Origin of the sequence: Psychromonas sp. MME2, from assembly GCF_040566515.1 — a bacterium.
GTDB lineage: Bacteria > Pseudomonadota > Gammaproteobacteria > Enterobacterales > Psychromonadaceae > Psychromonas.
The window spans coordinates 383,133-408,761 of the sequence record NZ_JBEWXI010000012.1 but is presented as its reverse complement, the minus strand read 5'-3'; the positions used below and the strand labels follow the sequence as shown (position 1 = coordinate 408,761).

29 protein-coding genes are annotated in these 25,629 nt (G+C 38.4%); 6 read left to right on the top strand and 23 right to left on the bottom strand.

Annotated features, from left to right (window positions below; all coding sequences use genetic code 11):
* Positions 1–59: 59 nt before the first annotated feature.
* The 3 genes from AB1A03_RS12385 to AB1A03_RS12375 are packed head-to-tail and all read right to left on the bottom strand — an operon-like array spanning position 60 to position 2,799.
* Positions 60–290: a FeoC-like transcriptional regulator gene (locus AB1A03_RS12385; protein ID WP_354624945.1), complete on the bottom strand. Its 231-nt coding sequence runs from the start codon at positions 288–290 to the stop codon at positions 60–62.
* Complete coding sequence (gene feoB / locus AB1A03_RS12380; RefSeq protein WP_354624944.1) at positions 290–2,575, bottom strand: Fe(2+) transporter permease subunit FeoB; 2,286 nt, start codon at positions 2,573–2,575, stop codon at positions 290–292. Before feoB ends, AB1A03_RS12385 begins: the two co-directional genes overlap by 1 nt.
* A complete protein-coding gene (locus AB1A03_RS12375) occupies positions 2,572–2,799 on the bottom strand; it encodes a FeoA family protein (RefSeq protein ID WP_354625305.1) in 228 nt (75 codons plus the stop codon). The genes feoB and AB1A03_RS12375 overlap by 4 nt, the downstream gene beginning before the upstream one ends.
* A gap of 206 nt (positions 2,800–3,005) precedes the next feature.
* Here AB1A03_RS12375 and yciH point away from each other — a divergent pair, with 206 nt between their 5' ends.
* Positions 3,006–3,332: a stress response translation initiation inhibitor YciH gene (yciH, locus tag AB1A03_RS12370; protein ID WP_354624943.1), complete on the top strand. Its 327-nt coding sequence runs from the start codon at positions 3,006–3,008 to the stop codon at positions 3,330–3,332.
* Between the two features lie 58 nt (positions 3,333–3,390).
* Here yciH and AB1A03_RS12365 read toward each other — a convergent pair whose 3' ends face one another.
* The 4 genes from AB1A03_RS12365 to coaE all read right to left on the bottom strand — a co-directional run bounded on the left by AB1A03_RS12365 (position 3,391) and on the right by coaE (position 5,321).
* Complete coding sequence (locus AB1A03_RS12365; protein WP_354624942.1) at positions 3,391–3,735, bottom strand: HopJ type III effector protein; 345 nt, start codon at positions 3,733–3,735, stop codon at positions 3,391–3,393.
* An 18-nt stretch (positions 3,736–3,753) separates the two neighbouring features.
* A complete protein-coding gene (gene yacG, locus AB1A03_RS12360) occupies positions 3,754–3,942 on the bottom strand; it encodes a DNA gyrase inhibitor YacG (protein ID WP_354624941.1) in 189 nt (62 codons plus the stop codon).
* Positions 3,943–3,957: 15 nt separating this feature from the next.
* The gene (gene zapD, locus AB1A03_RS12355) at positions 3,958–4,689 is read right to left on the bottom strand and encodes a cell division protein ZapD (protein WP_354624940.1); all 732 of its coding nucleotides are present in this window, start codon (positions 4,687–4,689) and stop codon (positions 3,958–3,960) included.
* 68 nt (positions 4,690–4,757) lie between these two features.
* Positions 4,758–5,321, bottom strand: coding sequence for a dephospho-CoA kinase (coaE, locus tag AB1A03_RS12350; protein WP_354625304.1), 564 nt, complete (start codon positions 5,319–5,321; stop codon positions 4,758–4,760).
* A 163-nt stretch (positions 5,322–5,484) separates the two neighbouring features.
* On the opposite strand from coaE, the gene nadC reads away from it, so the two are divergent.
* Both nadC and AB1A03_RS12340 read left to right on the top strand, forming a co-directional pair.
* The gene (gene nadC / locus AB1A03_RS12345; RefSeq protein ID WP_354624939.1) at positions 5,485–6,336 is read left to right on the top strand and encodes a carboxylating nicotinate-nucleotide diphosphorylase; all 852 of its coding nucleotides are present in this window, start codon (positions 5,485–5,487) and stop codon (positions 6,334–6,336) included.
* Between the two features lie 103 nt (positions 6,337–6,439).
* Positions 6,440–7,273 carry a DNA ligase gene (locus tag AB1A03_RS12340; protein ID WP_354624938.1) on the top strand — a complete coding sequence of 278 codons (834 nt, stop codon included), beginning with the start codon at positions 6,440–6,442 and terminating at the stop codon, positions 7,271–7,273.
* Positions 7,274–7,311: 38 nt separating this feature from the next.
* Here AB1A03_RS12340 and mutT read toward each other — a convergent pair whose 3' ends face one another.
* The 3 genes from mutT to AB1A03_RS12325 form a co-directional block, all read right to left on the bottom strand.
* Complete coding sequence (gene mutT / locus AB1A03_RS12335; protein WP_354624937.1) at positions 7,312–7,692, bottom strand: 8-oxo-dGTP diphosphatase MutT; 381 nt, start codon at positions 7,690–7,692, stop codon at positions 7,312–7,314.
* A 504-nt stretch (positions 7,693–8,196) separates the two neighbouring features.
* Positions 8,197–9,513 (bottom strand): hypothetical protein, encoded by a 1,317-nt coding sequence (locus tag AB1A03_RS12330; RefSeq protein ID WP_354624936.1) that lies wholly within the window; start codon positions 9,511–9,513, stop codon positions 8,197–8,199.
* Positions 9,514–10,288: 775 nt separating this feature from the next.
* Complete coding sequence (locus AB1A03_RS12325) at positions 10,289–11,284, bottom strand: hypothetical protein (protein ID WP_354624935.1); 996 nt, start codon at positions 11,282–11,284, stop codon at positions 10,289–10,291.
* 52 nt (positions 11,285–11,336) lie between these two features.
* On the opposite strand from AB1A03_RS12325, the gene AB1A03_RS12320 reads away from it, so the two are divergent.
* The gene (locus AB1A03_RS12320; RefSeq protein ID WP_502945967.1) at positions 11,337–12,068 is read left to right on the top strand and encodes an IS91 family transposase; all 732 of its coding nucleotides are present in this window, start codon (positions 11,337–11,339) and stop codon (positions 12,066–12,068) included.
* Between the two features lie 264 nt (positions 12,069–12,332).
* Here the strand turns inward: AB1A03_RS12320 and AB1A03_RS12315 are convergent, their stop codons facing one another.
* The 6 genes from AB1A03_RS12315 to AB1A03_RS12290 form a co-directional block, all read right to left on the bottom strand.
* On the bottom strand, positions 12,333–12,584 hold the full coding sequence (locus AB1A03_RS12315; protein ID WP_354624933.1) for an HNH endonuclease: 252 nt from the start codon (positions 12,582–12,584) through the stop codon (positions 12,333–12,335).
* Positions 12,577–12,900 (bottom strand): hypothetical protein, encoded by a 324-nt coding sequence (locus AB1A03_RS12310; protein ID WP_354624932.1) that lies wholly within the window; start codon positions 12,898–12,900, stop codon positions 12,577–12,579. The genes AB1A03_RS12315 and AB1A03_RS12310 overlap by 8 nt, the downstream gene beginning before the upstream one ends.
* A 2-nt stretch (positions 12,901–12,902) precedes the next feature.
* Complete coding sequence (locus AB1A03_RS12305; protein WP_354624931.1) at positions 12,903–13,079, bottom strand: hypothetical protein; 177 nt, start codon at positions 13,077–13,079, stop codon at positions 12,903–12,905.
* 1 nt (position 13,080) lies between these two features.
* The gene (locus tag AB1A03_RS12300) at positions 13,081–13,326 is read right to left on the bottom strand and encodes a hypothetical protein (protein WP_354624930.1); all 246 of its coding nucleotides are present in this window, start codon (positions 13,324–13,326) and stop codon (positions 13,081–13,083) included.
* A gap of 145 nt (positions 13,327–13,471) precedes the next feature.
* Complete coding sequence (locus AB1A03_RS12295) at positions 13,472–14,017, bottom strand: hypothetical protein (RefSeq protein ID WP_354624929.1); 546 nt, start codon at positions 14,015–14,017, stop codon at positions 13,472–13,474.
* Positions 14,018–14,131: 114 nt separating this feature from the next.
* Complete coding sequence (locus AB1A03_RS12290; RefSeq protein WP_354624927.1) at positions 14,132–15,136, bottom strand: hypothetical protein; 1,005 nt, start codon at positions 15,134–15,136, stop codon at positions 14,132–14,134.
* A 778-nt stretch (positions 15,137–15,914) separates the two neighbouring features.
* Here AB1A03_RS12290 and AB1A03_RS12285 point away from each other — a divergent pair.
* The gene (locus tag AB1A03_RS12285) at positions 15,915–16,151 is read left to right on the top strand and encodes a TIGR02647 family protein (protein ID WP_354624925.1); all 237 of its coding nucleotides are present in this window, start codon (positions 15,915–15,917) and stop codon (positions 16,149–16,151) included.
* A gap of 78 nt (positions 16,152–16,229) precedes the next feature.
* A complete protein-coding gene (xthA, locus tag AB1A03_RS12280) occupies positions 16,230–17,036 on the top strand; it encodes an exodeoxyribonuclease III (RefSeq protein ID WP_354624924.1) in 807 nt (268 codons plus the stop codon).
* 28 nt (positions 17,037–17,064) lie between these two features.
* Here xthA and AB1A03_RS12275 read toward each other — a convergent pair whose 3' ends face one another.
* From AB1A03_RS12275 to AB1A03_RS12245, 7 genes are all read right to left on the bottom strand, one after another.
* A complete protein-coding gene (locus tag AB1A03_RS12275; RefSeq protein ID WP_354624923.1) occupies positions 17,065–17,664 on the bottom strand; it encodes a UPF0149 family protein in 600 nt (199 codons plus the stop codon).
* Positions 17,665–17,750: 86 nt separating this feature from the next.
* The gene (gene pfkA, locus AB1A03_RS12270) at positions 17,751–18,713 is read right to left on the bottom strand and encodes a 6-phosphofructokinase (RefSeq protein WP_354624922.1); all 963 of its coding nucleotides are present in this window, start codon (positions 18,711–18,713) and stop codon (positions 17,751–17,753) included.
* A gap of 725 nt (positions 18,714–19,438) precedes the next feature.
* The gene (locus AB1A03_RS12265) at positions 19,439–21,001 is read right to left on the bottom strand and encodes a SulP family inorganic anion transporter (RefSeq protein ID WP_354624921.1); all 1,563 of its coding nucleotides are present in this window, start codon (positions 20,999–21,001) and stop codon (positions 19,439–19,441) included.
* 83 nt (positions 21,002–21,084) lie between these two features.
* Positions 21,085–21,552 carry a hypothetical protein gene (locus AB1A03_RS12260; RefSeq protein ID WP_354624920.1) on the bottom strand — a complete coding sequence of 156 codons (468 nt, stop codon included), beginning with the start codon at positions 21,550–21,552 and terminating at the stop codon, positions 21,085–21,087.
* Between the two features lie 141 nt (positions 21,553–21,693).
* Positions 21,694–23,394 (bottom strand): polyamine aminopropyltransferase, encoded by a 1,701-nt coding sequence (locus tag AB1A03_RS12255; RefSeq protein ID WP_354624919.1) that lies wholly within the window; start codon positions 23,392–23,394, stop codon positions 21,694–21,696.
* A 271-nt stretch (positions 23,395–23,665) separates the two neighbouring features.
* Positions 23,666–24,565, bottom strand: coding sequence for a DUF350 domain-containing protein (locus tag AB1A03_RS12250; protein WP_354624918.1), 900 nt, complete (start codon positions 24,563–24,565; stop codon positions 23,666–23,668).
* A 117-nt stretch (positions 24,566–24,682) separates the two neighbouring features.
* On the bottom strand, positions 24,683–25,621 hold the full coding sequence (locus tag AB1A03_RS12245; RefSeq protein WP_354624917.1) for a hypothetical protein: 939 nt from the start codon (positions 25,619–25,621) through the stop codon (positions 24,683–24,685).
* Between the last annotated feature and the right edge of the window lie 8 nt (positions 25,622–25,629).

Genomic DNA, 25,629 nt, shown 5'->3' with positions numbered 1-25,629 from the left:
TATAAAAGGATATAGCCAGTCAAAGCGTGCGCTTTATCCTGTACAATACCCATATTTATTTAAATCACTGTTAACGTAGGAATTTGCGCCACTTGCACATAACTGTAATAAATAATAGGTGTTAATTTAGCACCACGTTGGTTAATCGTTTTTTGAATATAACCACGTTTTAACAACACAGCCATCATCGGGGCTAGCCCCTCTTGAGTTAAACGAAAGTGCTTAAGTAGCACCGCCTCATCTACTCTTTTAGCCGCTTTAATATAGTCATTAAGTGATTGTAAAATCATTATTCAGCCTGTTTTACTTGTATATTGGCAAGCACATTACCTTTCCGCTTCAAGGTGTACAACATACTTAAAACAATAAACATTGAAACAAAAAGATAGACTAAACTCATGCTTGGTTGCAGTGTAAAAGTCGCTAATTGATAATAGGAAACCGATACAATATAGGCAATTCCAGTGCTCCATAGAGCGATAAATTTAGCCCATTGACCACCAACCTCACGAACAATCGCCCCCATAGCTGCAGCACATGGTGCATATAATAGGATAAATAATAAATAGGCAAAAGCGGCTTCTTGAGTGACAAATGATGCCTGAATATTGCTATAAATTGCCAGATCTACCCCTTGGTCTTCAGCGGCTACGGATAGATCAGCCACATCACCAACATCTAAACCTAACGGATCGCTAATATTAATATTTAATAAATTTTCAGGAATGGTCTGTAAAGCTTGATTAAACTTTTCAAGCAAAGTGACATCTGATGTGGTTTCTATTGCCTGTGTTAAATATAAATTATTTAGTGTCCCGACAATCGCTTCTTTAGCGAACAATCCAGTAACGATGCCCACCGTTGCAGGCCAGTTATCATTAGTGATACCTAGTGGAGATAATACAGGGGTCACAAACTGAGCTCCTTTACTCAATAAAGATTGATCACTACCTTGATGACCAAAACTACCATCAACACCAACAGAATTGATAACATTAAGCAAAGCGACAACAATCACGATGGTTTGCCCCGCCCCTAACACAAAGTTTTTTAACTTTTGCCATGTTTTAATCAATGTGTTTTTTAAAGTTGGTACTTCATAATCGGGTAATTCTAGAAATAAATTTTCACTTTTACCGGGTAAAATCGTGCGGCTTAATACATAGCCAGTGAGTACAGCAACGATAATCCCTATTAAATAGAGTAGAAAGACAACATTTTGACCACTTTCAGGAAAAAACGCACTCGCAAATAAAGCATATACAGGTAAGCGCGCACCACAGGACATAAAAGGTGACATAATAACCGTCAGTAAACGCTCGCGCTCTTTTTCTAATGTTCTAGCAGCCATAACAGCAGGAACAGTACAACCAAAGCCAACAATCATAGGGACAAAGGATTTGCCTGGCAGCCCTATCCATTGCATCGCTCTATCGATAACAAATGCAGCGCGCGCTAAATAACCCGAACTTTCAAGAATCGCTAAAAAAAGATATAAACAAGCAATAACAGGTATAAATGTCATCACCGTTTGTATGCCGTTACCAACACCATAGGATAAAACATTAATTAACCATTCCGGTGCAGCAAGGTTAGCCAGTAACTGTGCACTCCCATCTACAAAAATAGCACCGGAGGTAATATCAAAGAAATCAATAAATGCACTGCCGATATTAATAGAGAACATAAACATTAAATACATCACAAATAGAAAGAAAGGGATACCCGTAAATCTATTTAAGGTTAATGCATCAATTTTTTCCGTCAGACTCCGCCCCAAATGCCCTTGCATACGGACAGCTTGTTGAGACAATTGATAAATAAAGCTATACCTTGTATCGGCTATTTGTAAATCAATATCAATCGGCAAACTTTGTTTAGCACGCACTATTTCTTGCAATTTTTCGGCAGAAAAAAGTTGCATAATATTCGCGTCATTTTCTAATACTTTTATCGCTAGAGCACGATCTTCTAACCTATGTTCAATACTCGCAAAGAGCGTCGACACATGCTCAATAACCGGCTCTAAAGATTGCCCATAATCTAATGCAATCGCTGCCGTTGAGATCTGTTGCTGTAATGCGGGTAATCTTGCTTTTAGTTTATTAACCGCAACTTGATCATGTGCAGATAAGCTAATAACTGGACACCCTAACTCCTTAGCTATCATTTTTTCGTTGATTACTAATTGTTTTTTTTCTGCAACATCCATTTTATTAAATACAACCACAACAGGTAGCCCAAGTTCTTTAAGTTGTAGTGTTAAATATAAGCTGCGCTCTAAACAACTAGCATCGATAACATTAATAACAATATCTGGCGAGTTATGCATAACATAATCGAAGGCAACACACTCATCCAAAGAGCTACCTTCACTATCATAATCAAGATTGTAGATGCCAGGCAGATCAACCACGGTAATTAACGAATCATCTGCTAATTTAAAATGTCCCGTTTTCTTTTCAACAGTGACACCACTCCAATTACCAACACGCTGATTGGCACCGGTGAGTGCATTAAATAACGTCGTCTTTCCTGAGTTGGGGTTACCAATCGTTGCAATTGTTAAACTCATGACAACACCTCCACTTTAATCTGCTTAAGTAAATTTTTACGTAACGCAATAGAACTATTTGCACAGCGGATCACAATCGGATCGCCCATTGGCGCTATCCGTAATAACTGTACCTCTGCTCTGGGCAAAAAACCTAAATTAAGTAATTTTTTACGCATAGCTGGCTGAATATCTTGCAAACTTGTAATATGCGCAATTTGGCCAACTTTAAGCTCAGATAAGATCCATTGTATTTCCTAATGTAACAACCAGTTGTTGTTAATAATTATCATTTACATAATAATAAGGCAAATATTCGCGATAAACAATGCTCTAGATCAAATTTAATTTTATATACCTACTTTTATTCAGGGAATTTTTAGGATTATTTACGTTATCAATTAGATTATGCTCTGCTAAACTAACCGAAAAGTAATTTTTGGAATTTATTATGGACTTCAGCGAACTTAACCTTGTTTACTCCACTGACGGTGGAAAAATAGACAAACCTAAAGAAAAGAAAAGCGCACCTGCAGGCGACGGCATCATTCGTATCCACCGCGAAACTAAAGGTCGAAAAGGTAAGGGTGTGATGCTTATTAAAGGACTCTCTTTGGATGAAAAAGCATTAAAACTATTAGCTAAAGAGATAAAAACACGAACCGGAACGGGTGGCAGTGTCAAAGATTTCGTGATTGAAATACAAGGCGATCAACGTGATCTCGTGAAAACACTATTAGAAAAAAAAGGCTATCAAGTTAAATTGGCAGGAAGCTAATGTGAGTGACAGTAACAGATTTGCAATACACAAAGCTGTTACTGCTTTATAAAACGAATTATTTCTTAGTTAACGCCTGCCCAGAAAAATGGATAGCAGACCAACCATTAATTATAAATTGACGAATGTTTTGATGATCCTTCGCCTCGGGATGTTGCAATACATGTTCGCGATAATAATGCCCAAAGCACGCTAAGGTTTGTGACTCATTCAATCCTTGTAATTTAGCAAAAGAAAAGAGTTTACATGAGCCAGAATTCTCTTCTGCGGCATTAACTTGCAAACCATTCGTGAATGCTGTTGCAGTAAAATTATAGGTATTATCGATCACATCCATCGTATCACTAAATTCGATAGCCTCGGGCTGTGTTGTCAATTTATCTAAAAACTCAGTTAATAGCATACAAAAAAATCTCCGTACTTAATCAAAGTAGATGGTGTTGTCAGGTTTAATCTGCTCAGGGTCAGCCGGCTCACCTTTAATGCGTTTTTCTTCATTAGCCCATTCACCAAGGTCAATTAGTTGACAACGCTTACAACAAAAGGGTCGATAAATATTTTCTTTACTCCATTCAACTTCTTTTTTACACGTTGGGCAATTAACTTTCATTTTTACTCACCTATATCAGCAACAAATCTGCTGAAATGAAACATTTTCAGCGCGATGATTTTCAATATCCGCATTCATAAAACGGATCGCATAACGATTTTTATGACCACTAATCATCGGATAGACAGCCTGATTTTTTGCTACATTAATAATAACAAAGGAGCAATTTTCTACCTCACCTTGATAAAAACCATTTTGTGCAATTAAGTCACTCGCCACGCCCTGTGAACGTTTCATTTTTAAAAATAGAGAGAGTGCTTTATCTAAATTCACAAAATGACTTAACCACTTTTGTGCATCTTGCTGGCGTTGCGATAACTCACTATTCATCCAGAAATGAAACTGTGGTAAATCAAAGTTACAAGTACCACTTGGGATTGAAAAGCGCTGTTTAAGCGAGGTTAAAAAACGGTTAGTTTTAAAATAACGCAACTGCTTAGGCATATTTGATAGATTAATGACCAGCTCTTCTATCTCAGCAATCATTGTCGATACAGCTTGATGGTCGACTTGATCTAGACTTAACCATTCCTTCATTTGCCCTGAAAGCTGCCGTAAATCTTTAATTAAATCATGGCGGATATCGCATCGCTCAATTAATTCAAGAAGATCAAATAGATTTTTGAAAAAGGCAGTCATATCACTATGATTAGCAAACTGACTAGTCTCATTAATTTGTAAAAAAAGAAATTCAAATCGTAGATAACTACGGATTTTTTCATTTAAAGGGTATTCAAAAGCGATCATTTTTTCTATTTATATTGGTCATAAAGCATTAATCCTACAGTAAAAACAAGTAAACAGGAAAAAAAACATCAGCAATTTTCTTTCTTTTGTAAAAAATTAAAACGCTTGTCTAAATCTAGCACGCTATTTTTTAATTCATTAAGTGATTTGTCACTATTATTGATCACAAAGTCAGCCTGCTTTAAACGTTTCTCGCGACTAATTTGCGACGCTACAATCACTTTAATCTGCTCCGCTGAAACATCATCACGTCGGCTTGCACGTAACACCTGTAGCTCAGGCTCAATATCTACCACCAAATTATAATCGGTCAGATCATCTAATTTATTTTCAAACAATAAAGGTGCTTCTAATAAAATATAACGTCCTGTTGATTGTGCAAGTTGCTGTGAGATTTTATGACGAATTAAAGGATGTAATAAGGCTTCTAGCCATTTTTTTTGCTCTGCATCGTGAAAAATAATCTCACGTAATAGTGCGCGATTTAATTCACCTTCTATTAAAATTTCACGCCCAAAATGTTGTTCTATTGAAATTAATGCCGGTTGCCCTTTAGCAACAACTTCGCGAGCAAGTATATCGGCATCAATAACCGTAACATTTAACGCAGAAAAAAAGCAGAAACAGTCGATTTACCACTTCCTATTCCGCCAGTTAAGCCGATAATTACTGTCATACGCACTCCTATTTAATCACAAACAACTATTTTATAAGAGTTCTCGTTTGAGATCATTGCTATTAACAAGGTATTGAAGGTAATATTTATTATTATTTATTATTTAATGGGAACAAAGCATGGTTGGAAGTGAAATAGCGGAAAGCGTAAGAATCGCCTTGCATGAAGATTTAAATGGCTTACCAGCCACAGAAGGAGATATTACAGCAAACTTAATTCCTCAAGATAAGCAAGCCAAAGCCCTTGTCATCACACGTGAAGATGCTGTTTTTTGTGGTCAAGCATGGACGCAAGAAGTGTTTAGGCAACTCGGTAACCAAGTAAAAATAACGTGGTTGGTTAAAGATGGTGATTTTGTCCCGGCCAATAGCAAACTATTCTATCTTGAAGGACCCGCTCGCACATTATTAACCGGTGAGCGCACTGCACTTAATTTTATTCAGACACTCTCTGGAATTGCCAGCAAAGTAAAACTCTATATAGACTTAATCGCAGAAACAAAATGTAAATTACTCGATACACGTAAAACTCTACCGGGTTTACGCAATGCGTCGAAATATGCGGTACTTTGCGGCGGTGGGGTTAATCATCGTTTAGGGCTGTTTGATGCCTATTTAATTAAAGAAAATCATATTTTAGCTTGCGGTGGCATTGCTGAAGCTGTCGCGGTGGCAAGAGAACAACATCCAGAACGTTGGGTTGAAGTGGAAGTTGAAAGCATTGACGAGCTAAAGCAGGCATTGGATGCAGGCGCACAGCGTATCATGCTCGATAATTTTACTATTCCGATGATGGTTGAAGCTGTTGCTATCAATAACAGCAGAAGCCACAAAGCCGACTTAGAAGTATCAGGTAACGTTAACCGTAAAACCATCCTATCCTATGCACAAACTGGGGTTGACTTTATTTCCGTTGGCGCGCTTACCAAACATGTACAAGCAATTGATCTATCGATGCGTTTTATTGAATAGCGCGTTATCGTTTGAGTTCACAGTAACACTTTGAATAATTGAAAATTGCAGAAAAACTTCCTAAAATCACATTTTATAGCCCTGCATTTTAGGAAGTATCTTTATGTTTACTCGGTTGACAGTATATTTTGCCTTGTTTTTTTGTTCATTACTGCACGCGATGCCGCCCCCACCTATTCAACTCGCAACAATTTATCATGAAGATATTGATATTACAGAATATTGGGTGAGTGAAAAACTTGATGGCTTTCGTGCATATTGGGATGGTAAACAACTTATATCACGACAGGGTAATGTATATAATGCGCCTGCTTGGTTCACTAACGATTTTCCCTCTGTACCATTAGACGGTGAACTTTGGATTGGACGTAATCAATTTCAAACAGTAGCCTCTGTTGTGCGCAAACATTATCCCATAAATAGTGAATGGAAACGTGTCTCTTTTATGATATTTGACCTTCCTACCTCCCCATTAAACTTTACTCAGCGCATTGATAATATGGAAAAAATTATCGCTAACAGCTCATCACCTTATCTTAAAATGATCCCACAACAAAAAGTACAAAATAATCAGCAATTACAACAAATGCTCGAGCAAGTCTTATCTGGTGGTGGAGAGGGGTTAATGTTGCATAAAGGTACAGCTTTGTACCAAGCTAAACGCAGCCAAGATTTAATGAAGTTAAAACAATATCAAGATGATGAAGCCGTTGTGTTGCAACATGTTCCTGGACAGGGCAAATACGCCGGTAAATTAGGCTCAATACTGGTTAAAAACAGCGAGGGTGCCATCTTTAAAATTGGCACTGGATTTTCCGACACAGAGCGCGAAAATCCCCCACCGATTGGAGCGATGATCACCTATAAATACATGGGCAAAACGGATAATAACATTCCTCGTTTTGCTAGCTATATGAGAATTAGAGAAAATTTTTAAAGTTTTTCTACATAAAACAGCGAGACGGCCCCACTTTTTTATAATTGGGCAATCACGCTTTTATTGGCTTGTGGAAATTCATATAAGCTCAATTGCGCTTGGCTGACCCACTTAATGGGCTGACCTTCTCGTCCCGTTGCGATACCACTAAATTCAGTGACTAGATAAAAATGTAAATGTAACTGCGCATCGCTATAGTTAAACAGCTTAGATTCTATCAGCACATATTGCTGAGCAATTAAACCAACCTCTTCTTTAAGCTCTCGGCACATAGCTTGCGCTGGTTGTTCATCGCTTTCAACCTTACCACCGGGAAACTCCCATTTACCACCTTGATGTACCTGATCGGGGCGTAAACAAATTAAGTAAAGACCATCGCTATTTTTGACAACAGCGATACTGATTTCAGTGATTTTCATATTTTGACTAAACCTATTCTGCCATTCAAAATTAATTATACCACTCGGGTTAAGTATGTGATCTAAATTTTGCGCAGGAAAAATGGCTTAATTTGAGGCGTAAGTTGACGTAAATGGTTGCTCCCTTTTCGAAACTTACAACAAAAAAGTAAGTTATTTTAACCAGTAAAATAGATCAGCTATTTACTCCGATTGGTATTACTTAAAAAATTTAAAGGTAACTTTACTCGTCGCTAAAAATTCAACGTCGTAACAGTCATTTCTATACCCATGTTACAGTGTTACTCATTTTTAAAAAACTCAATGAATATCCCAAACAGTTCTTTGACGCTGCCGAGTTGATGGGATCTATTTAGCGATGTAATGCCTTAGCAAGCGCACTTAGAGAGGATTTTTTAAAAATAATGGTTCAACGATTGTTGAACCAAGCCCTGTATGGCTTACTCCACCCGAATAAGGTAGTGATGAGTTCGGGGAGAACCATATCTTTACACTGTAGTATGACTAGTTTAATGACGTCTGATAGTCCGAAAATATCTTTCTGCCATTATCATCTGTGATATTAATGCTATAGCTGCTCGCAGATGAAAGTGATGAGTCGAATGAAATATTTACCCAAATTCCATCTAATGTAACCGAGTATAGTGCAGAATCTAGCTCTAGATTCGTTTCTCTATCAAATATAGAAACAGTAAACTCCCCAAGATTATTGAATATAGGCAAAATAGCCCGTGACATAGAACCAAGTTGTGTATCCTCTTCAGCAGGTGATTGAACAAGTCCGTGATTGGGAGATAGCCCAGAATAAAAAAATCTATCTTTTATATCAGCCTTGTCTGTAAGAATAGGTCCCTGCTTACTTAAAAAACCAGTACGGCTGGTGAAAGAAAATATATCAGATTCCATGGCAAAAGAAGCAGCAAAACGATTTCCAGGTTGGTAGGTCTGACCATTATCGAATTCCGTTTCAATATCAAAAGAATATGGACGGGGATCAAATTTTGAAATTGAGGCTTTAATACGGCTTTTACCATCATCAATAATTAAAGTCCCATTAAGGAAGTGATTACTATAAATTAATTCAATCGGTTCAGGAGTGGTAATAAATACTGAGACATCTTCACCATTATATTTTGTTATTTGACCATCATAAGCAATGCTATAAATACCCGACTCATAATCGAGCTGTCTCTGCAAACTCATACTGGCAAATTTTACTACTTCATCATCACTCAAATGGTTGCTAGCTATAGTACTTTCTGAAAAATTAAGTGTCGTTAATGTACGATGTGATCCCGTGATTGTTTGTACCAATTCAACATCGAAATCATCTCTAAGTTCGGGCTCTTCATCTAGTGAAGAAGACCAGCTTATATTGCGACTAGAGAGCCTGCCATTCAATGCCAGCAGATAGCCTTCTTTTTCAATATCAGTGAGTTCAAGTACTAACACACCATTAAGATGAGGCAAAAAAACAGAGCAATCGTGAAACTCCATTTGCAATATATTATTATGCAAAGTAGCAGTAAAAGTGCCAAAATTGCACTTGCCCTCCTTGGTCCCCTCCTGTGCATTCAACAGATGTAATGCACTGAGAGTGGTGTCTGCTAAATAAAAATAAGGGTTTAAATTTTCCAAGCTATCACTGGCTATACCATAGGATGCCTTCGTCTGTGCTAGCATCTCCTGATCATTAGTCGAATTCTCCTTGCATCCAGACAAAGCAATAAAACAACATGCTGTTATAAATAAAAACCGTTTAAAACCGTCCATGTACATCGTAATTTCCTTTCCAAGTTTAGGGTTGAGCGTATCAACCATGAAAATGTCACGTATAAAATCGTGGGCCATTTAACGTTTAACGAGGCTATCGCATTTATCACTAGCAGCCTGATTTTATTAAAAAAAATAGTAACTCACAGTTATTTGACAATAAATTAATATTTGTTTTTTTTAATCACTAAATACTTAAATTGAGTAATAATCTCTTAATTGGGGGGTAATTCGGGGGGTTAATTCGGGAAAACTGGGTGAATTCGGGGAAAACTGGGGAATTCTCCTTGCATCCAGACAAAGCAATAAAACAACATGCTGTTATAAATAAAAACCGTTTAAAACCGTCCATGTACATCGTAATTTCCTTTCCAAGTTTAGGGTTGAGCGTATCAACCATGAAAATGTCACGTATAAAATCGTGGGCCATTTAACGTTTAACGAGGCTATCGCATTTATCACTAGCAGCCTGATTTTATTAAAAAAAATAGTAACTCACAGTTATTTGACAATAAATTAATATTTGTTTTTTTTAATCACTAAATACTTAAATTGAGTAATAGATTCTTAATTGGGGGGTAATTCGGGGGGTTAATTCGGGAAAACTGGGTGAATTCGGGGACATCCATATCTTTTCATTTATAAAAATATAATAGCCATTCTTTTTAAAAATAATCTTAATCAGCGCTTTGCTGTAATTAAATAGTTAAATTCCCGCACTTGAGACTCAATCCAATATGTTTAAACAAGTTTTATTAAAATCAACGCACAGAGCCTCCTTAACGAAGCGCTAATAGTTAATAAAAAAACAAATGATTGGGAGTTAATGCAGCATACAACTCAGTTTGTTTTGCCCAGATACCCAACATCGGCCTGTATGCTCGGCAAATAATGTCAGCTCTTCGAGTGAGCCCACTGCACCATGGTAATCTTTACCAAAACTCACCGCTAAGGACAACCAGGTATCACTCTCTAAGCCAAGGGTACTTAATAAGCTTGGCAGTTGGCTCGAAATCACGCCGCGCTTATCCTCTCGAATGGCTCGTCCAGTCCAATCAACAAGCTCTAAATAATCGAGCAAGGCATAGGGTATACCTTCTTGGGGCGTATGACATTCTGCCGCTAAAAAACCAAATAAGGGTTTACTGTTATCATGGTGATGCAACGCTTCATCGTGACTACATTTACTGTGGATACGCTCAAATATGGACGTAAACTCCGATGTTTCCACACTTTCTGACATTTTTGCTCGCACGGGGTTTAAATCAACATAAGCCATGCAAGTTAATAGTGCTTTTTCATCAAGCAATGCTTGCGACTTAAAGCGCCCTTCCCAAAAGCGTCCTTTACAGTTATCTTCGGCGTTCGCTTTGCGGGCAATAAATTCATTTAATGCGCGCATGAACCAAGAGATATCAAGCAAGCGATGACGCCATTTGCTGATTATATCAAGCGCCACCTCTATTTGACCTGCGCAAGTCAGCTCCCCTTTGCGCCATCGCGAAACTATTTCTGAGCCGGAATAAAGTTGATACCAACGTCGGCAAACTTCTTCATCGCTACAGGCGCTAATCTCGGCTTCATTAGCATGTAAAACAAGGTGATAGTGATTAGACATAATCGAATAAGCGCAAACATCAATGGCAAAGATATCACTTAATTGCCGAATGCGATTCATCATCCATTGCCGGCGATGTGAATAGTTTTTACCGCTGTAATTATCTTCGCCACACAAAAATGCACGGCGAACACATCGAGAAATGCAATGATAATAAGGTGTGTCCACAAGAGAAATTAACGAAGCACGTGATTGTGTCATACCAAACCCCCACAACTGTAAACAAAAACACTGTTTATATAGTAGGTACAATATTCAATTTAGTCAAAAAGGTGTGGGTGTCCTGAACTACTTGACATCAAACATATTAAAAGACTTTGCCTCACGACAGAATAAAGGTGACTTAGGTTTTACCAGCGTATTACACACACATAATCGTAAAAGAGAATGTCATCCTCATCTACATATCATCGTGCCCAGTGGAAGCTATGATGCAACGAACAAGCAGTGGCATAAAAATGATAAGAAATATCTCTTTAATGAATTGGCACTCGCCAAGGTATGGCGAGCAAGAGTGATTGATGCAATCAATCACCACCCCGAGTTAGCTATGCCCAATGATATTGCTAAAAAATGGGTCGTTGATTGTCGCAAGGTCGGATTTGGTTTGTCATCATTCCAGTATTTATCTCGTTACCTGTACCGTGGCGTGTTACCCGATAAAGACATTATTAATGTCAGCGAAAAAACAGTGACCTTTAGATATAAAGAAGGAGGAACAGATATTATCAAAAAGCGAACATTACCCGTACTTAAATTCTTATGGTTAATCTTACAACATGTATTACCAAAAGGCCTGCAGCGCGTTCGTGATTACGGTTTCTTGAGAGGTAATGCTAAACAACTTCGCTTGCAAATCATGCTGATACTAGGGAGTCATTTAAGCACGGTGGCAATAACACCAAAACGAAAAAAAACCGTCTACATCTGCCCATGTTGTCAGCATGAAATGAGTTTTGTAGGTATAAAGCGACTGAGAAATTAGCGTGTTATCACGCGTGATCTTCTACGAAGAATTCATAACAGAAAGCGAATAAAAAGAGGTGTATTGGCATTCAACCAAAAAAGATAACAGATTGATATAATTGAACTATCAATTGTATATTAGCGAAACTCGCCTAAAGAAAAGTGACAAATTAAATTTAGCCTTCAGCAAAATCCACTATTTACTATAAAGAGAAGCAATTCCCAATCGGGCTTGTTCAACACCCGAATAAGGTGTCGGCTGCGCAACACCTATTCTTGTTTGTTATAGCTCTAGCTTTGCGGGACGGTAATCAAATGAATGAACAATTATCTCTCCTGCATGAACCAAATCATGGCAAGTTTTACATACAACTAGAATATTCTCAGGTGTAGCCTCACCGCCCAAACTATAATCTAAAATATGATGCCCATGTATATCTATATCCGATTCACACCGTAATTCACACCTATATCCTTCTCGAATTTTAGCTAATGCAATAGCACGAGCATGGGCGTGATTTCGGGTACTACTCATCGTTGTCATCGTTATTACCCTCTATTAGCTTAATCCCAGTAGAAGGTGATTCAAGACCTAGCCTTTCAGAAGCAAGGGCGATAACTTCTTCCATAAAATCTTCAATTTTTTCTTCATCACCAGATGCCTTGGCCATAATATCCGAAGCGGATTTGTTTTGTAGCTTACTCTTCTCTACTTTATTTGGAACTTTATTGATTACTAGGTCTTCACCTATTAAGCCTAACTCTTCTGCCTGTTGAATAATTTCATTGAATGCTTCTTCAACTTTAGCATTCTCGCCAGAGAATCTTGCAATGATACTTTTCTTTTCCACACCTACTTCCTTTCAATGATATGAGATACTAGCCCATGCTTTTTAGCCACCTCTTTTATGAGCTTTTTAAGCTCCTTTTTCTTTTCAGGAGGTACACGTCGATAAATTAATGAACCAGTTACTTGATCGCCATCCGTAATCTCAGTACCTGTATTAATTTTCTTAGGAGGTTTAGCCACTTTACTCCTCCCATAGCTCTGCAAGATCATTCAAATCTGCGTCAGCAATTAACTCAAAATCACCATCCCCTTTTGTAATAGCAAGGACATCGAATCCAATTACCTGATTTTCCTTGTCCTTGTCCATCTTCATCTTGTATATAACATACTCGCCAGTATCTTTACTTACGTGAATATCTTGTCCTTCTACTTTTACCACCCGATCACCATTTTTGATGTCTAGGATTTCAAATTTTAAAATATTCATTATTACTCCTTATGAGTTACAAACTTAAAAATATGAGTGAGCTATAACGCCGCTAAACACTGGCGCGTAGGTTGGCAGTGTTTTTGCTGGCTTTTTGTTTTAGCAAAAACAGTGACACCCGTTATGCGTCCAGTGCTTTGCTTTGTTAGTTTTGTCTGCGCGTTGATCTACTTTTATAGACTTTATTCTTTTTTAAAAAGCTAAAGGAATTAATATTAAAGTGTCCACTTCCTAGACTTTTAGGACACACCATTAATTTATTATCTTCTTGTTCATTTGTGATCATTTTTAAACCGCAATGAAACTTTTCTGTATCCGCAGAAATTAATATAAAAATAAATGAGTAGGTTTCATTATGAGAAAATATTGAAGCATCCATTTTACAAATAAACTCTTCGATTTCTCCAGGTTTTAGAAGTTTTTGTATATCAAAACTTTTACTTGTAGCATTAATAGAAGTGTCATCTCCTTTATTTATATATAGCCTATCAATATATAGGTTTTTATTTCCTGAGCATGAAATAAAAAACTTACTTTCGTAAAATTTATTATCATTTTCAATCTTCCAACGGAACGAAATTAATCGACAATTAAACTCTAGCGAATTCCAAATATGAGTTTTAAATATGCTGAATAGTGACAAAAAAACTGCCGATATTGATATTAATACAGTCCAGCTTTTTGCGTCCATATAAATTCCAATTTGAAAATAGATGCCAATTTCTATGGCAAACTAACGCCGCGCTCTGCGGAAATTTAGGAGCGCCAGCGAGTAAATTTTCCGTAGCAGCGCCTTGTTAGATGATTAGTTACACTCAAGCACTTTTACAACTTCGCTTTCTAATCGCTCCCTAAGAGTTTCAAGGGTGCCTTTTGTTAGAGCATTTACATTGTATTGATAAAAGTGCCTTTTCACTATTTCATGGCTTCTATTCACCTTTTCTAGCCCAACCATTGAATATTCTGCAGAAAGCTTTGCTTCGTCATGATTAGTGTGAATCGCAATGCTTGTTGAGATTGCCTCTATGCTGCCGGCAAGCTGGACGAGACCATGTTTATTTAATGAATTCCATGCGTAATAAGGAGAGTGCCTGATCGTAGACACAAGCGCAGCCATGTACATCGCCAACTTATTATGATCAATTTCAGTTTTATCTGTGGTTATGCTTTGAAGGTCATGAAAAAGATACCATTTAAATTCATCTACTATGCTGAAATCGAGAGGGTTTGTTATTGGCGAAAAAATATCATTGTATATTAGAGTTGAAACTACAGGAGAATCAACTTTACCCGGAAAATCTTTGTGGAAATGATGAATAGCATCTGCATCGCTAAACACTCTACAACCTTTACCTCGAGCTTCATGCTTTGCTGCGCGAGTTACGGCATCGCCAAGAATAAATGAACCAAAAGATTCCTTGTCATTTGTTGGTATTATGACCTCGCCGTAACTTAAGCCGCCTCGGCATAACACACCAGAAAGCGTTAACTCCCACATCAGTTCTGACGAAGCCAATAGGAGCTCGCGGCTACTCTCCGACCAAACAAAAGCACAATCTGAGAGCTGCGATATTTTCACATCATATTTGTAGTGAACATTACGGAGCACCTCTCTAAATCGTTTAAGAGTCCATGCTGCAATAATTTGATTAGGGCTTGAAAGCCCTTTGCTTCCATTTATTTCTACTTCATAGATAGAAGTATCTATTTTTTCATTAATTCCATTTAAATTTATCTCGCCCTCAGTAAGCGCGCTCATGCCAAGTATATCAATGAAAAATACAGCGGCTTCTTTCGTCTCAAATTTCATTGATTGGTTATTCCTCTCCATTTTTGGTTTTCATCTAACAGCTTTATAAATGGCATGATGTAATGCACCGCGCCACTTATCTTATTTAAAATGATCATCACAATATCTATTAATCATCATTTAATCAATCAGTTCGCTAACTATTTGCATAAACTTTGATTTGAGATAGGTATGACACTGCCACCTATCACCTTTTTGAAATCATGCCCTAACCCACTAATTTATATAGAAAATCAGAATGTTAACAAATATAACCTGCACGGTGACGTAAAACTCAGCGCCACCTATCTCATTTTTTTAAACAATAAAAAATAGAAAAATAACGATTAAATTCAATTGGTTAAGCCTGATTTGTAACATAACGCCTTCTGAGATAGGTATGACACTGCCACCTATCACCTTTTTGAAATCATGCCCTAACCCACTAATTTATAAAGCAAATTAGAATGTTAACAAATATAACCTGCACGGTGACGTAAAACTCAGTGCCACTTATCTCATTTGGTTAAACAATGCGAAATTAAGAGTATCCACTTTTTTTAATAAAAACAAAAACCAGTCTCACTCTGCTGGCTTCTCTTTGGTATAATTCATGCGCGCCGCGAAAATGAACAAATCGCCCCTCTTATTGATGCGTCTAGCAAAGCGATCAAATATATTATAAATAGTTTGTCATTTTGCTAGATCTAGCCCAATTTCACTACCGCTAACATTTGCAATTTAATGACATGCAATTATGATGGAGGTATCCGAATGTAATAGAAAAGTGAGAATTATAATGATTAAAAACTACTCTGATAGCCTATTTGAAGAAATGAAACTGCTCGCTAAATTCCCTGAAAAATCTCAATTAGAAGGTATTAAAATTCATCACGATGCGAACCCTGCAATGATCTCCGCTGCACAATCTTTATATGATAAAGGGCTGATATCACAACCCGATGGTGGATATTTAACCGATAGTGGTTTAGAAACCGCGGATCATCTTCACCACGTACTTGTCACACTAAGCTAATCGCTACAATTGCCTATTGAGTTCTATCCCTAAGCAAGGTACATTCAGCCTTAATATTTCCCAATTAAGGCTTTTTCTATGAAAGTTATTTCATTTAATATCAATGGGCTACGCGCTCGACTTCACCAGCTTCAGGCTATTATCGATAAACATCAACCTGATGTAATTGGTCTGCAAGAGATAAAAGTTGATAATGACGCTTTCCCGCGTGAAGCGGTTGAGGCAATGGGATACCACGTTTATTTTCACGGCCAAAAAGGGCATTATGGCGTGGCGATGCTCTGTAAAAAGCAGCCAACAGCAGTGCAATATGGCTTTCCTACTGATAATGATGATCATCAAAAACGGATGATCATGGTGACCCTTGATAATGAACATGGTGAAAAAACACAAGTTTTAAATGGCTATTTTCCACAGGGTGAAAGTCAAGACCACCCTATTAAATACCCTTATAAGCGTCAATTTTATCAAGATCTTAATCAATACCTACAAGAACATCACAGTGCTGATGATAATATTATTATTATGGGTGATATCAATATATCCCCACTCGACCTCGATATTGGTATTGGTGAGGTGAATGCTAAACGTTGGTTAAAAACAAAAAAATGTAGCTTTTTACCTGAAGAGAGAGAGTGGCTTGCTAAATTAATGGATTTTGGTTTTGTCGATACCTTCCGTTTATTACACCCAGAAGTAACTGATCAATACAGTTGGTTTGACTATCGTTCTCGTGGTTTTGATGATAATCGCGGACTACGTATTGATGTCATTTTAGCCACGGAAAAACTAGCAGAAAAAAGTATTGAGGCAGGGATTGATTATGAGTTAAGGGGCATCGAAAAACCTTCTGATCACGCCCCTATCTGGACTGAATTTGCATAATCTATCCGCTCAGTAACATTTAGCCGATTTACTGCTGACAATCACCCTGCCCAGAAAATCGACCCATTGCAGTCAATAACATAGGCAATGAGTCGACAATTTCGTGCATGCTAGGGAGCTGCATGAATAACTCTCTCATTGCGACATCTTCCGTCTTCACATGTGCCATTTTGCTCAATAATAGCATCGTTGTTTGCACAATTTGCGCAAATTCTGCCCCCGATTCTTCACTCAATTGCCCCCATACCTCTTCTGCATACTGAAATGCACGTAAGTAGCCCGTAGCAAATGCCATGCCCGCTGCTGTGATTTGCTTATTTTCATCTAACCATGTATCACGCATCATTAATGCAAGAGGTTGCTGGCTTTGATACTGCTCTAAGCAAGCTTGATAAGCGGTTAATATTGTCGTGGCAAATTCATTGGCTAAGGCTTCACTGGTAAAATTAAACGCTTTATCTTGCTGCCACAGCATGGGTAACCAAAGTTGTAATTCGACTTCTTCAGGTAGCGCCGTAATTGCGTATAAAAATCCAATTACCTCATGAAGGTCACGGCCATTCTCTTGTATTTCTTGATGCTCAAATAAAGCCGTTAATAGCGGGTAGAGTTGTTGATGCGAATTCATAATTCAACCTCAATTTTTGGCTATCGTAGATAATAAAAAACCTACCAAGGGTAGGTTTTTAAATTTTGCAATGAGAGCGGTTTAATTTACACTAGCTTTTGCGATAGGTCGTATAAATCTTGACGGAATGTACGCTTCATACTCTCTAAACATTCAATAATATCGTGGTTAACTAGTTTTCCACTTTGAATACCGATACAACGAGCACTCTTACCTTCCATCAATAATTCAACAGCATTAGCCCCCATACGGCTCGCAAGAATACGGTCGAAGGCCATTGGAGAACCACCACGTTGAATATGGCCTAATACGGTTGCACGCGTCTCTAGACCCGTTTTCGCTTCAATTCGTTTTGCTAATTGATTCACATCGGTTACATGCTCTGTAATAGCAACAATTGCATGTTTTTTACCTTTTTCAACACCCGATTTTATTTGCGAAACTAGCGCGTTTTCGTCAAATTCAACTTCAGGCACAATGACAAATTCACTACCACCAGCTATCGCAGCCCATAAGGTTAAATCGCCACAGTAACGTCCCATAATTTCTACAATAGAGATACGTTTGTGTGAAGAAGAGGTATCACGTAGACGGTCTACAGCATCAACAACGGTATTTAACGCTGTCATAAAACCAATGGTGTAATCAGTACCTGCAATATCGTTGTCGATAGTACCGGGTACGCCAATACATGGATATCCCATCTCACTGAGTTTTTTCGCTCCCATATAAGATCCATCACCACCGATAACTACAAGTGCTTCAATACCATGTTTTTCTAAATTTTGGATAGCTTCTCTACGAACACTTTCCTCTTTAAATTGGGGAAAACGCGCAGAGCCTAAGAATGTTCCCCCTTTATTGAGGATATCAGAAACAGAATGACGATGAAGTTGCTTAATTTTATCTTTATGAAGGCCTTCATAACCGTCATAAATCCCGAACACTTCAATACCATTTGCTAAACAGGTACGTACCACCGCGCGAACTGCGGTATTCATTCCTGGAGCATCACCACCACTTGTTAAAACACCAATTTTTTTAATCACTTGTTACCTCTACCAATTACATAAATTGACAATAACCGACATTTTAACCATTCGCGTAAACGAACGGTTAAATCGTTGGACATTATAATATTAAAACCATTACGGCATATACCTATAATCACTCAAATTACGCTCATCAATGTGTTGTTAAGCTTCTTGCAAGACGCTAATAGTTTGCAAGAGTAATTATTATATTGCAAATGAAAACAGGTATATACGATACTGAAAATCCCCGGCGAGAAGATAGAAGCATCATGCTACTTATTATCTCAGCTGCGCCGACAGTAACGAAAACAACTCAAATACAGCACTAGTTATAGTTTACCTTTTTTTATTCAATGTCGTTACTTGATCAAAACAAAATTAACATAAAAACAAAAAACGGCTTATATACAATTATTTGTAGTAATTATACTCAGCTTTGTGCAATTATCTTACAGTAAATATGACCTTTCTTTGTTCTTTCGCAAAATAGTTTCAAATAAAAAATAGCTTTGCACTGTCATCGTCATGTCACATTTCTATATTACTTTATCTCAACAATAAATATAAAGAGAAATAATATGAGAAATAAAAAAAAGACAATACGTAATAAAAACATTTGGTATTCAATTTGGACTTCTAAAATCACAAACTTTAGCCCTAAATGTGATGCTCCGTATCGCCCCATTCGAGTTTCATGCAAATAATAACAACCGATTAAATAATCGATTGTTATTGTTTTACTAACCTAATGTGTCTGAAGCCACTTTATAAGATGGATCTTCAATAAGATTAACTTCAACTAACACGCCGGCCTTGTGCAGTAATTTACGGCAATCACGGCTGAGGTGGCGCACATGCACTTTTTTACCCTCTCGCACATAACGGTCGGTTAATACGCTTATCGCCTCGATTGCAGATTGATCGACAACACGCGATTTGGCGAAATCAACGACAACATGGTGTGGATCATTCTGCACATCAAAGAGCTCTAAAAAGTTACTGACTGAGCCAAAAAATAATGGTCCATCAATACGATAGCTCTTTTCTGTCTTTTCTAAGTTATGTTCAACTTCAGCATGAATATGCTTAGCATGCTCCCAAGCAAAGACTAAAGCTGAAACAATAACACCAACAAAAACAGCTATCGCTAAATCACTGATCACAGTGACAGCACTGACTAAAACGATAACAAAGGCATCTTTTTTAGGTATGTTACGCATCATTTTGAAGGAAGCCCATTCAAAGGTTCCCAATACGACAATAAACATTACACCGACCAGTGCGGCAAGCGGTACAATTTCAATTAGACTAGAGGCAAACAAAATAAAACATAAGAGCCCTAAAGCAGCTGTAATACCAGATAAACGGCCACGACCACCAGAGTTGATATTGATCATCGATTGGCCAATCATGGCGCAACCGCCCATACCACCAAAGAGACCATTAACCATATTTGCAGCGCCTTGAGCAATACACTCTTTGTTAGGACGCCCACGCGTACCAGTCATCTCATCAACAACGGTTAAGGTAAGTAACGATTCAATTAATCCGACCGCGGCCAGAATTAATGAATAAGGGAGAATAATTTGCAATGTATGCCATGAAAATGGCACTAAAGGTAAAGCAAAACTCGGTAGACTGCCGGCTACAGTGGCATTTTCATCCCCCGTCATGGTGCGTAAAAAATCAACAACGGTACGCGTATCTAGAGCCGGAATGAATTGAACCAATAGGGTGACAATAACGATAGCCACTAATGTTGAAGGCACAGCTGTCGTCAATTTAGGTAAAAAATGAATAATTAACATCGTTAGCAAGACTAAAGCCAACATAATGTATAATGGCGAGCCTTGTAACCAGTCGAACTCACCCATTGCATTTTTAACTTTAAATTGCCCAAGCTGAGCTAAAAAAATAACAATCGCGAGACCATTAACGAAACCTATCATCACCGAATGGGGCACCATTCTGATAAATTTACCAAAACGGAAAACACCAAACAGTATCTGCAATAGCCCCGTTAATAATACCGCAGCAAATAAAAATTGCAGGCCATGTAATGAAACCAAAGCCACCATAACAACCGCCATTGCGCCTGTTGCCCCCGATATCATACCCGGTCTACCACCAAAAATAGAGGTAACTAAACCAACCATAAATGCAGCATAAAGGCCAACCATGGGGTCAACACCTGCAACAAAAGCGAATGCAACGGCCTCTGGCACTAAGGCAAGGGCGACGGTCAACCCAGAGAGAAAATCATTTTTGACACTGTTCTTACTGAACGTGGGGAAATCAAACACGGCTTATAGTTCCTTAATAGCACGAATAAATGGGGGCAAATTATAGCCATGTTTGATGGGAATTGATAGCTAACGATTAATAATCAATCTTTATAACGCTCATTTATTGCTTGAGTGCTCTCTTGATAACGCTGCATATTCTCTGCTTGTTGTTGCATAGCATGTTGCTGTAAAACAACGCCACGAGCATCTTCATTAGTAGATAAATAATATGCTGTGGGAGCCGATATTCCGTCTCCATTACCGGTCAGGATATTGGCCATATCTGCATGAATTTGATACTGGGCTTGTGCTTTTTTAAATTGCACGTATTGCTGCAACTTCTCACCGGTTAGTGGTGTGTCAGGTTGTTCAGGCAAAGTGACGTTTTGCGACTGAAGCGGTGCCGTTTTTATTGATGCATTTTCACTTTCAGCAAGCTTTATCGCTTGTGCTGAAAAATTAACCTGCACCCCCGGCTCGGCGGTTACAGTGGGAGTTGTTTTTGCGGTATCAACGACAGAGGTCGATGTGGGCATGAGTTGGATCTGTTGATAGCCATTGATTTGCATAAATAGATAGCCTTAACTTAAGTGGAATTCGCATCCTACACCGCTTAATTTTCGCACTTAAGTTGCGCAAAAATCAATCAAATCCATTTGCAGGAGCGAATATACATTAATTATAAAAATAATCAATAGCAGCTCAAAAGGTTATGGCGAAAGCTCTGTCTCTCTTTCCCACGCTTGCTGATGATATTGATATAACTGGTTTGATCCTAAGTAGTTAACTTTTATTTTCTCTTGATCGTCGTAAAAATGTTTATTAAAAATAAAAGCACTATCGATAAGTGGGCTAGTTATCCATTCTGTGACAACGGGGATTTCATTGATTTTCTGCAAACGATGTTTAGCACTAATGCCTCGTTTCGTCGCGATAGTCCACCCCCACTCTCCAAATGAGGGTACATTCTCATGAAATTGTTGAACATGATTAAATTGTGCTTTTTGAACCGTTTTAGCAATCGATATAAAGGCATTTTGAGCATGAAACGGCGAAGTTGACTGCACCACCATAACGCCATCGGCATTAAGTAGATTATTTAAACGGTAATAGAAATTCACACTATAGAGTTTATTGAGATCTGGGTGGCTAGGATCCGGTAAATCAATAATAATCGTGTCAAAAATCAGCTTTTCTTGGAGTAATTGATCAATGGCGATAAATGCGTCATCGTTAATGACCTTAACACGCGGATCATGAAAACTATCTTTATTTAGTGCAGATATTTTACGGGCGAGTTGCTCAGGTAAGTACTCACTGGGTGATTTAAACAAAGCCACTAAATTGGGGTCCAAATCAATCAACGTAACGGCTTCAGGTTGCCACTTCAATACTTCACGTAATGCCAAACCATCACCACCACCAATAATTAGGATGCGCTTGTGTTGATTTGATGCGAGCATGGCTGGGTGCACTAAAAACTCATGGTAAATTTGCTCATCTAAACTAGAAAATTGTAAACGACCATTAATATAAAAATTAATGATCGACTCCATTCCGCCACCTAAATGTCGTTCTGTAAAGACTAAATTTTGATAAGGTGTTTGCGTTTGATAAACCACCTTATCCAGATAGAGCATATTTTGCATCTGCTTTTGCCAAAAACCACCATATTGGAAAACTAACGCGACCAACAAAGCCAAAAGAAAATGTCCACACAGTAAGATTTTAATATTGCGAAGCTGTTTTTTAAAGCGCATTAAAAATACAAAACCAGCGACTAAGTTAAGGCTTGCGGTGATAGCAGCGGCTTGACTGATTTCTATACGTAGCATAAAAATCACCCATATCGCCGCGCCTACCCCCGCACCAATATAATCCGCCCCATAGATAGTCCCCGCATTGTGCGCAAGATAGTGGCCATAAACCTTTTCACGGATACGGGCAATTAAGGGAATTTCCATACCAATTAAAAACCCTAAAATAAATGCAAAAAGATAGGGTAATTGCGTGCTGAACCAACTAAATTTAGCCAGTAAATCTCCCTGAGGAAGCGCATCCATTGGTAGTTGATAGGTATCTGCAATTAAGTGCGGTAAGGTTTGGCTAAAACCAATCACCGAGGCGATAAACAGTGTTGCACTGCAACCAATAAAGGCCACTACTAACTCTAAAATAACAAAGCCTTGAAAAGCATCTTTTACTTTTTTTGCTGCAAATGCGCCTAACCCCATGGAAACAATCATGATGCCGATAATGGCATAAATGACCGTTTCAACACTCCCTAGGATACGGGCAGAATAGTGCGAAAGCAGGTATTCGTAAATCAAGCCGCAACAGGCTAATGCCGCCATAATTACAATTAACAGAGTGTCATCAATTAATAGTTTTAATTTTTTTGCATCAAACATCGATATTCTCAGTGGTCGAGATATAAAAAAAGGCCATCGGGGATGGCCTCATCAAATACTGCTTAAAAAAGGCCATCGGGGATGGCCTCATCAAATACTGCTTAAAAAAGGCCATCGGGGATGGCCTCATCAAATACTGCTTAAAAAAGGCCATCGGGGATGGCCTCATCAAATACTGCTTAAAAAGGCCATTGGGGATGGCCTCATCAAATACTGCTTAAAAAGGCCATTGGGGATGGCCCCATCAAAAACAGTTAATACTGGCATTAACTTAAGCCATTAGTGCCATTAGTAATAAAGCAATGGCAAATGAGATGGCAAATTCTATGGTAGCAATACCGATATTTTCTTGATTTTCTATCTCTTCACGACGATCAATGCCCCATAGAACAATACATTTCGCGAACATGGTTAATACCGTTAATACGACCATTAAAATCAAGCTAATAATTGCCCAAGAGGCAATGCCATCGAGTAAGTTTTGCGCATCATAAACAATGAAGTAACTCGCTGCGGTCACTGACATTGATGTGGAAACAAGGTATCCCGCATAACGGATTGCCAATGCAACTTGTCCAAGTTCTAAGGTTGATTGGAAACTATTGGCATTATGACGTAAGTACTGCCATTCAAAAATACGGGTAATGATAACGAGCATAAGCTGCGATACAATCCATGCACAGAAAATAGCAATAAATGTTTTTATGTTTAGACCATCAACCCAAATAAGCGCAGCTCTCACCACTATCGCGGTGGCGATAACCGATGCCGCATCAACAATACCCACTGAAATATTACGATTTAATATTTGCTCATGTTTGTTGAATTCAGGTAGCGCCATTTTATCATGGATATAACGCCCCGCTTTAATCATCACCAAGCCAGCAAAGCCGTAACATAGCATGCCGATTAACTCGATTAAATATGAGCCTGCAAGCTCCCCGGTAATGGTTCCGCTTAAGGCGATGCCCATCGCAGCAACGCCACCAGCCATACTGATGCCATAGGCAAAATTATCTTTAATGGCAAGTTCTTCATTAGTATTGACTTTACCAATCATCCCCATGGTATAACGCATACCACCTAAGAGCAGAATGGCCACGCCCATATCAATTAAAAGATAACCAATAAGCGAGGCATCTTGCCCTAATAATGCGAATAATTCATTCATATCTAAATCCTATTTTTCACAATTGCCATCACTACGATGGATTAACTGTTGCTAAACTTTTTTAATAAAGGCAATAAAATAAAGTAGCTTATATTTCGCCTATCCCTATTTTATATCTTACTTACCGCGCCTAAACCCGCGAGAAGTTGTCGATTTACTATTCCTAAAACTACTTGATGATTTAGCTTTAGAAAAACTAGATTTCCCAGCAAAAGGCGTTGCTTTTTGCGCCTGGCGACTAGAATTGGAAATACTGCTTGCGCCAGTTTTCGATTTAGCATAAGGACTTTTAAAACCACCTTTGTTAGCAAACTGTTTACGCGTTTTAGTGGCTAAATTATCCTGAGCTTTAGCCTGTTGTGGAGACGTATAACGGTTTCGACCATAGTCATTATAATAGCTATAATCTCGACGTGATGACCAACGGTCATACTGTACAGGACGTGGCGATAGTGCAGAAAACATCGCATACATACCGTACCATTGCCAAAAAGAGATACCACTACTATTGGTTTGCCACTGACCATACCCCGGATTACCGACTAGCTGACTACCTGGCCCAGAGTCTTCTGCGCCGTTAGCCCTTAGGCTTTGTTGCTTGCTAATGGCATTGACACGCGCTAACTGACCATCGGACATATCCGCAATAACATTAATGGGATCTGACAGTGCATCGTTAAAAAGAGCGGGATCAGAGGCGGCAATAAGGTTTTCTGATTCTAATAATTGCGCTTCGATATCGCCGAGCACTTGAGGCTGTTCTTTAAGCGTTTGCGAGCGTTGTAATAACCCCTGCATCATCGGCCCACTACGACTGGCATCTAAACTCAATTGTTGTAAGAGTGGCTGTAACTCTGCTTTTTGCTGCGCTAATAACCTTGCATACTCTCTTAGTAACATGCCATTACGAATGCGGTTGTTATCAAGATCATTGGCCAAGTTATTGAGTAAGTAGTCTGCGGTTTGAATATTACTCTTGAGTTTTTCCGGTCGATCATCACCGCATCCGCTTACCAAAAGAGTGGTACACAATATAAGTAATAGCTTTATTTTCATTACTTTTC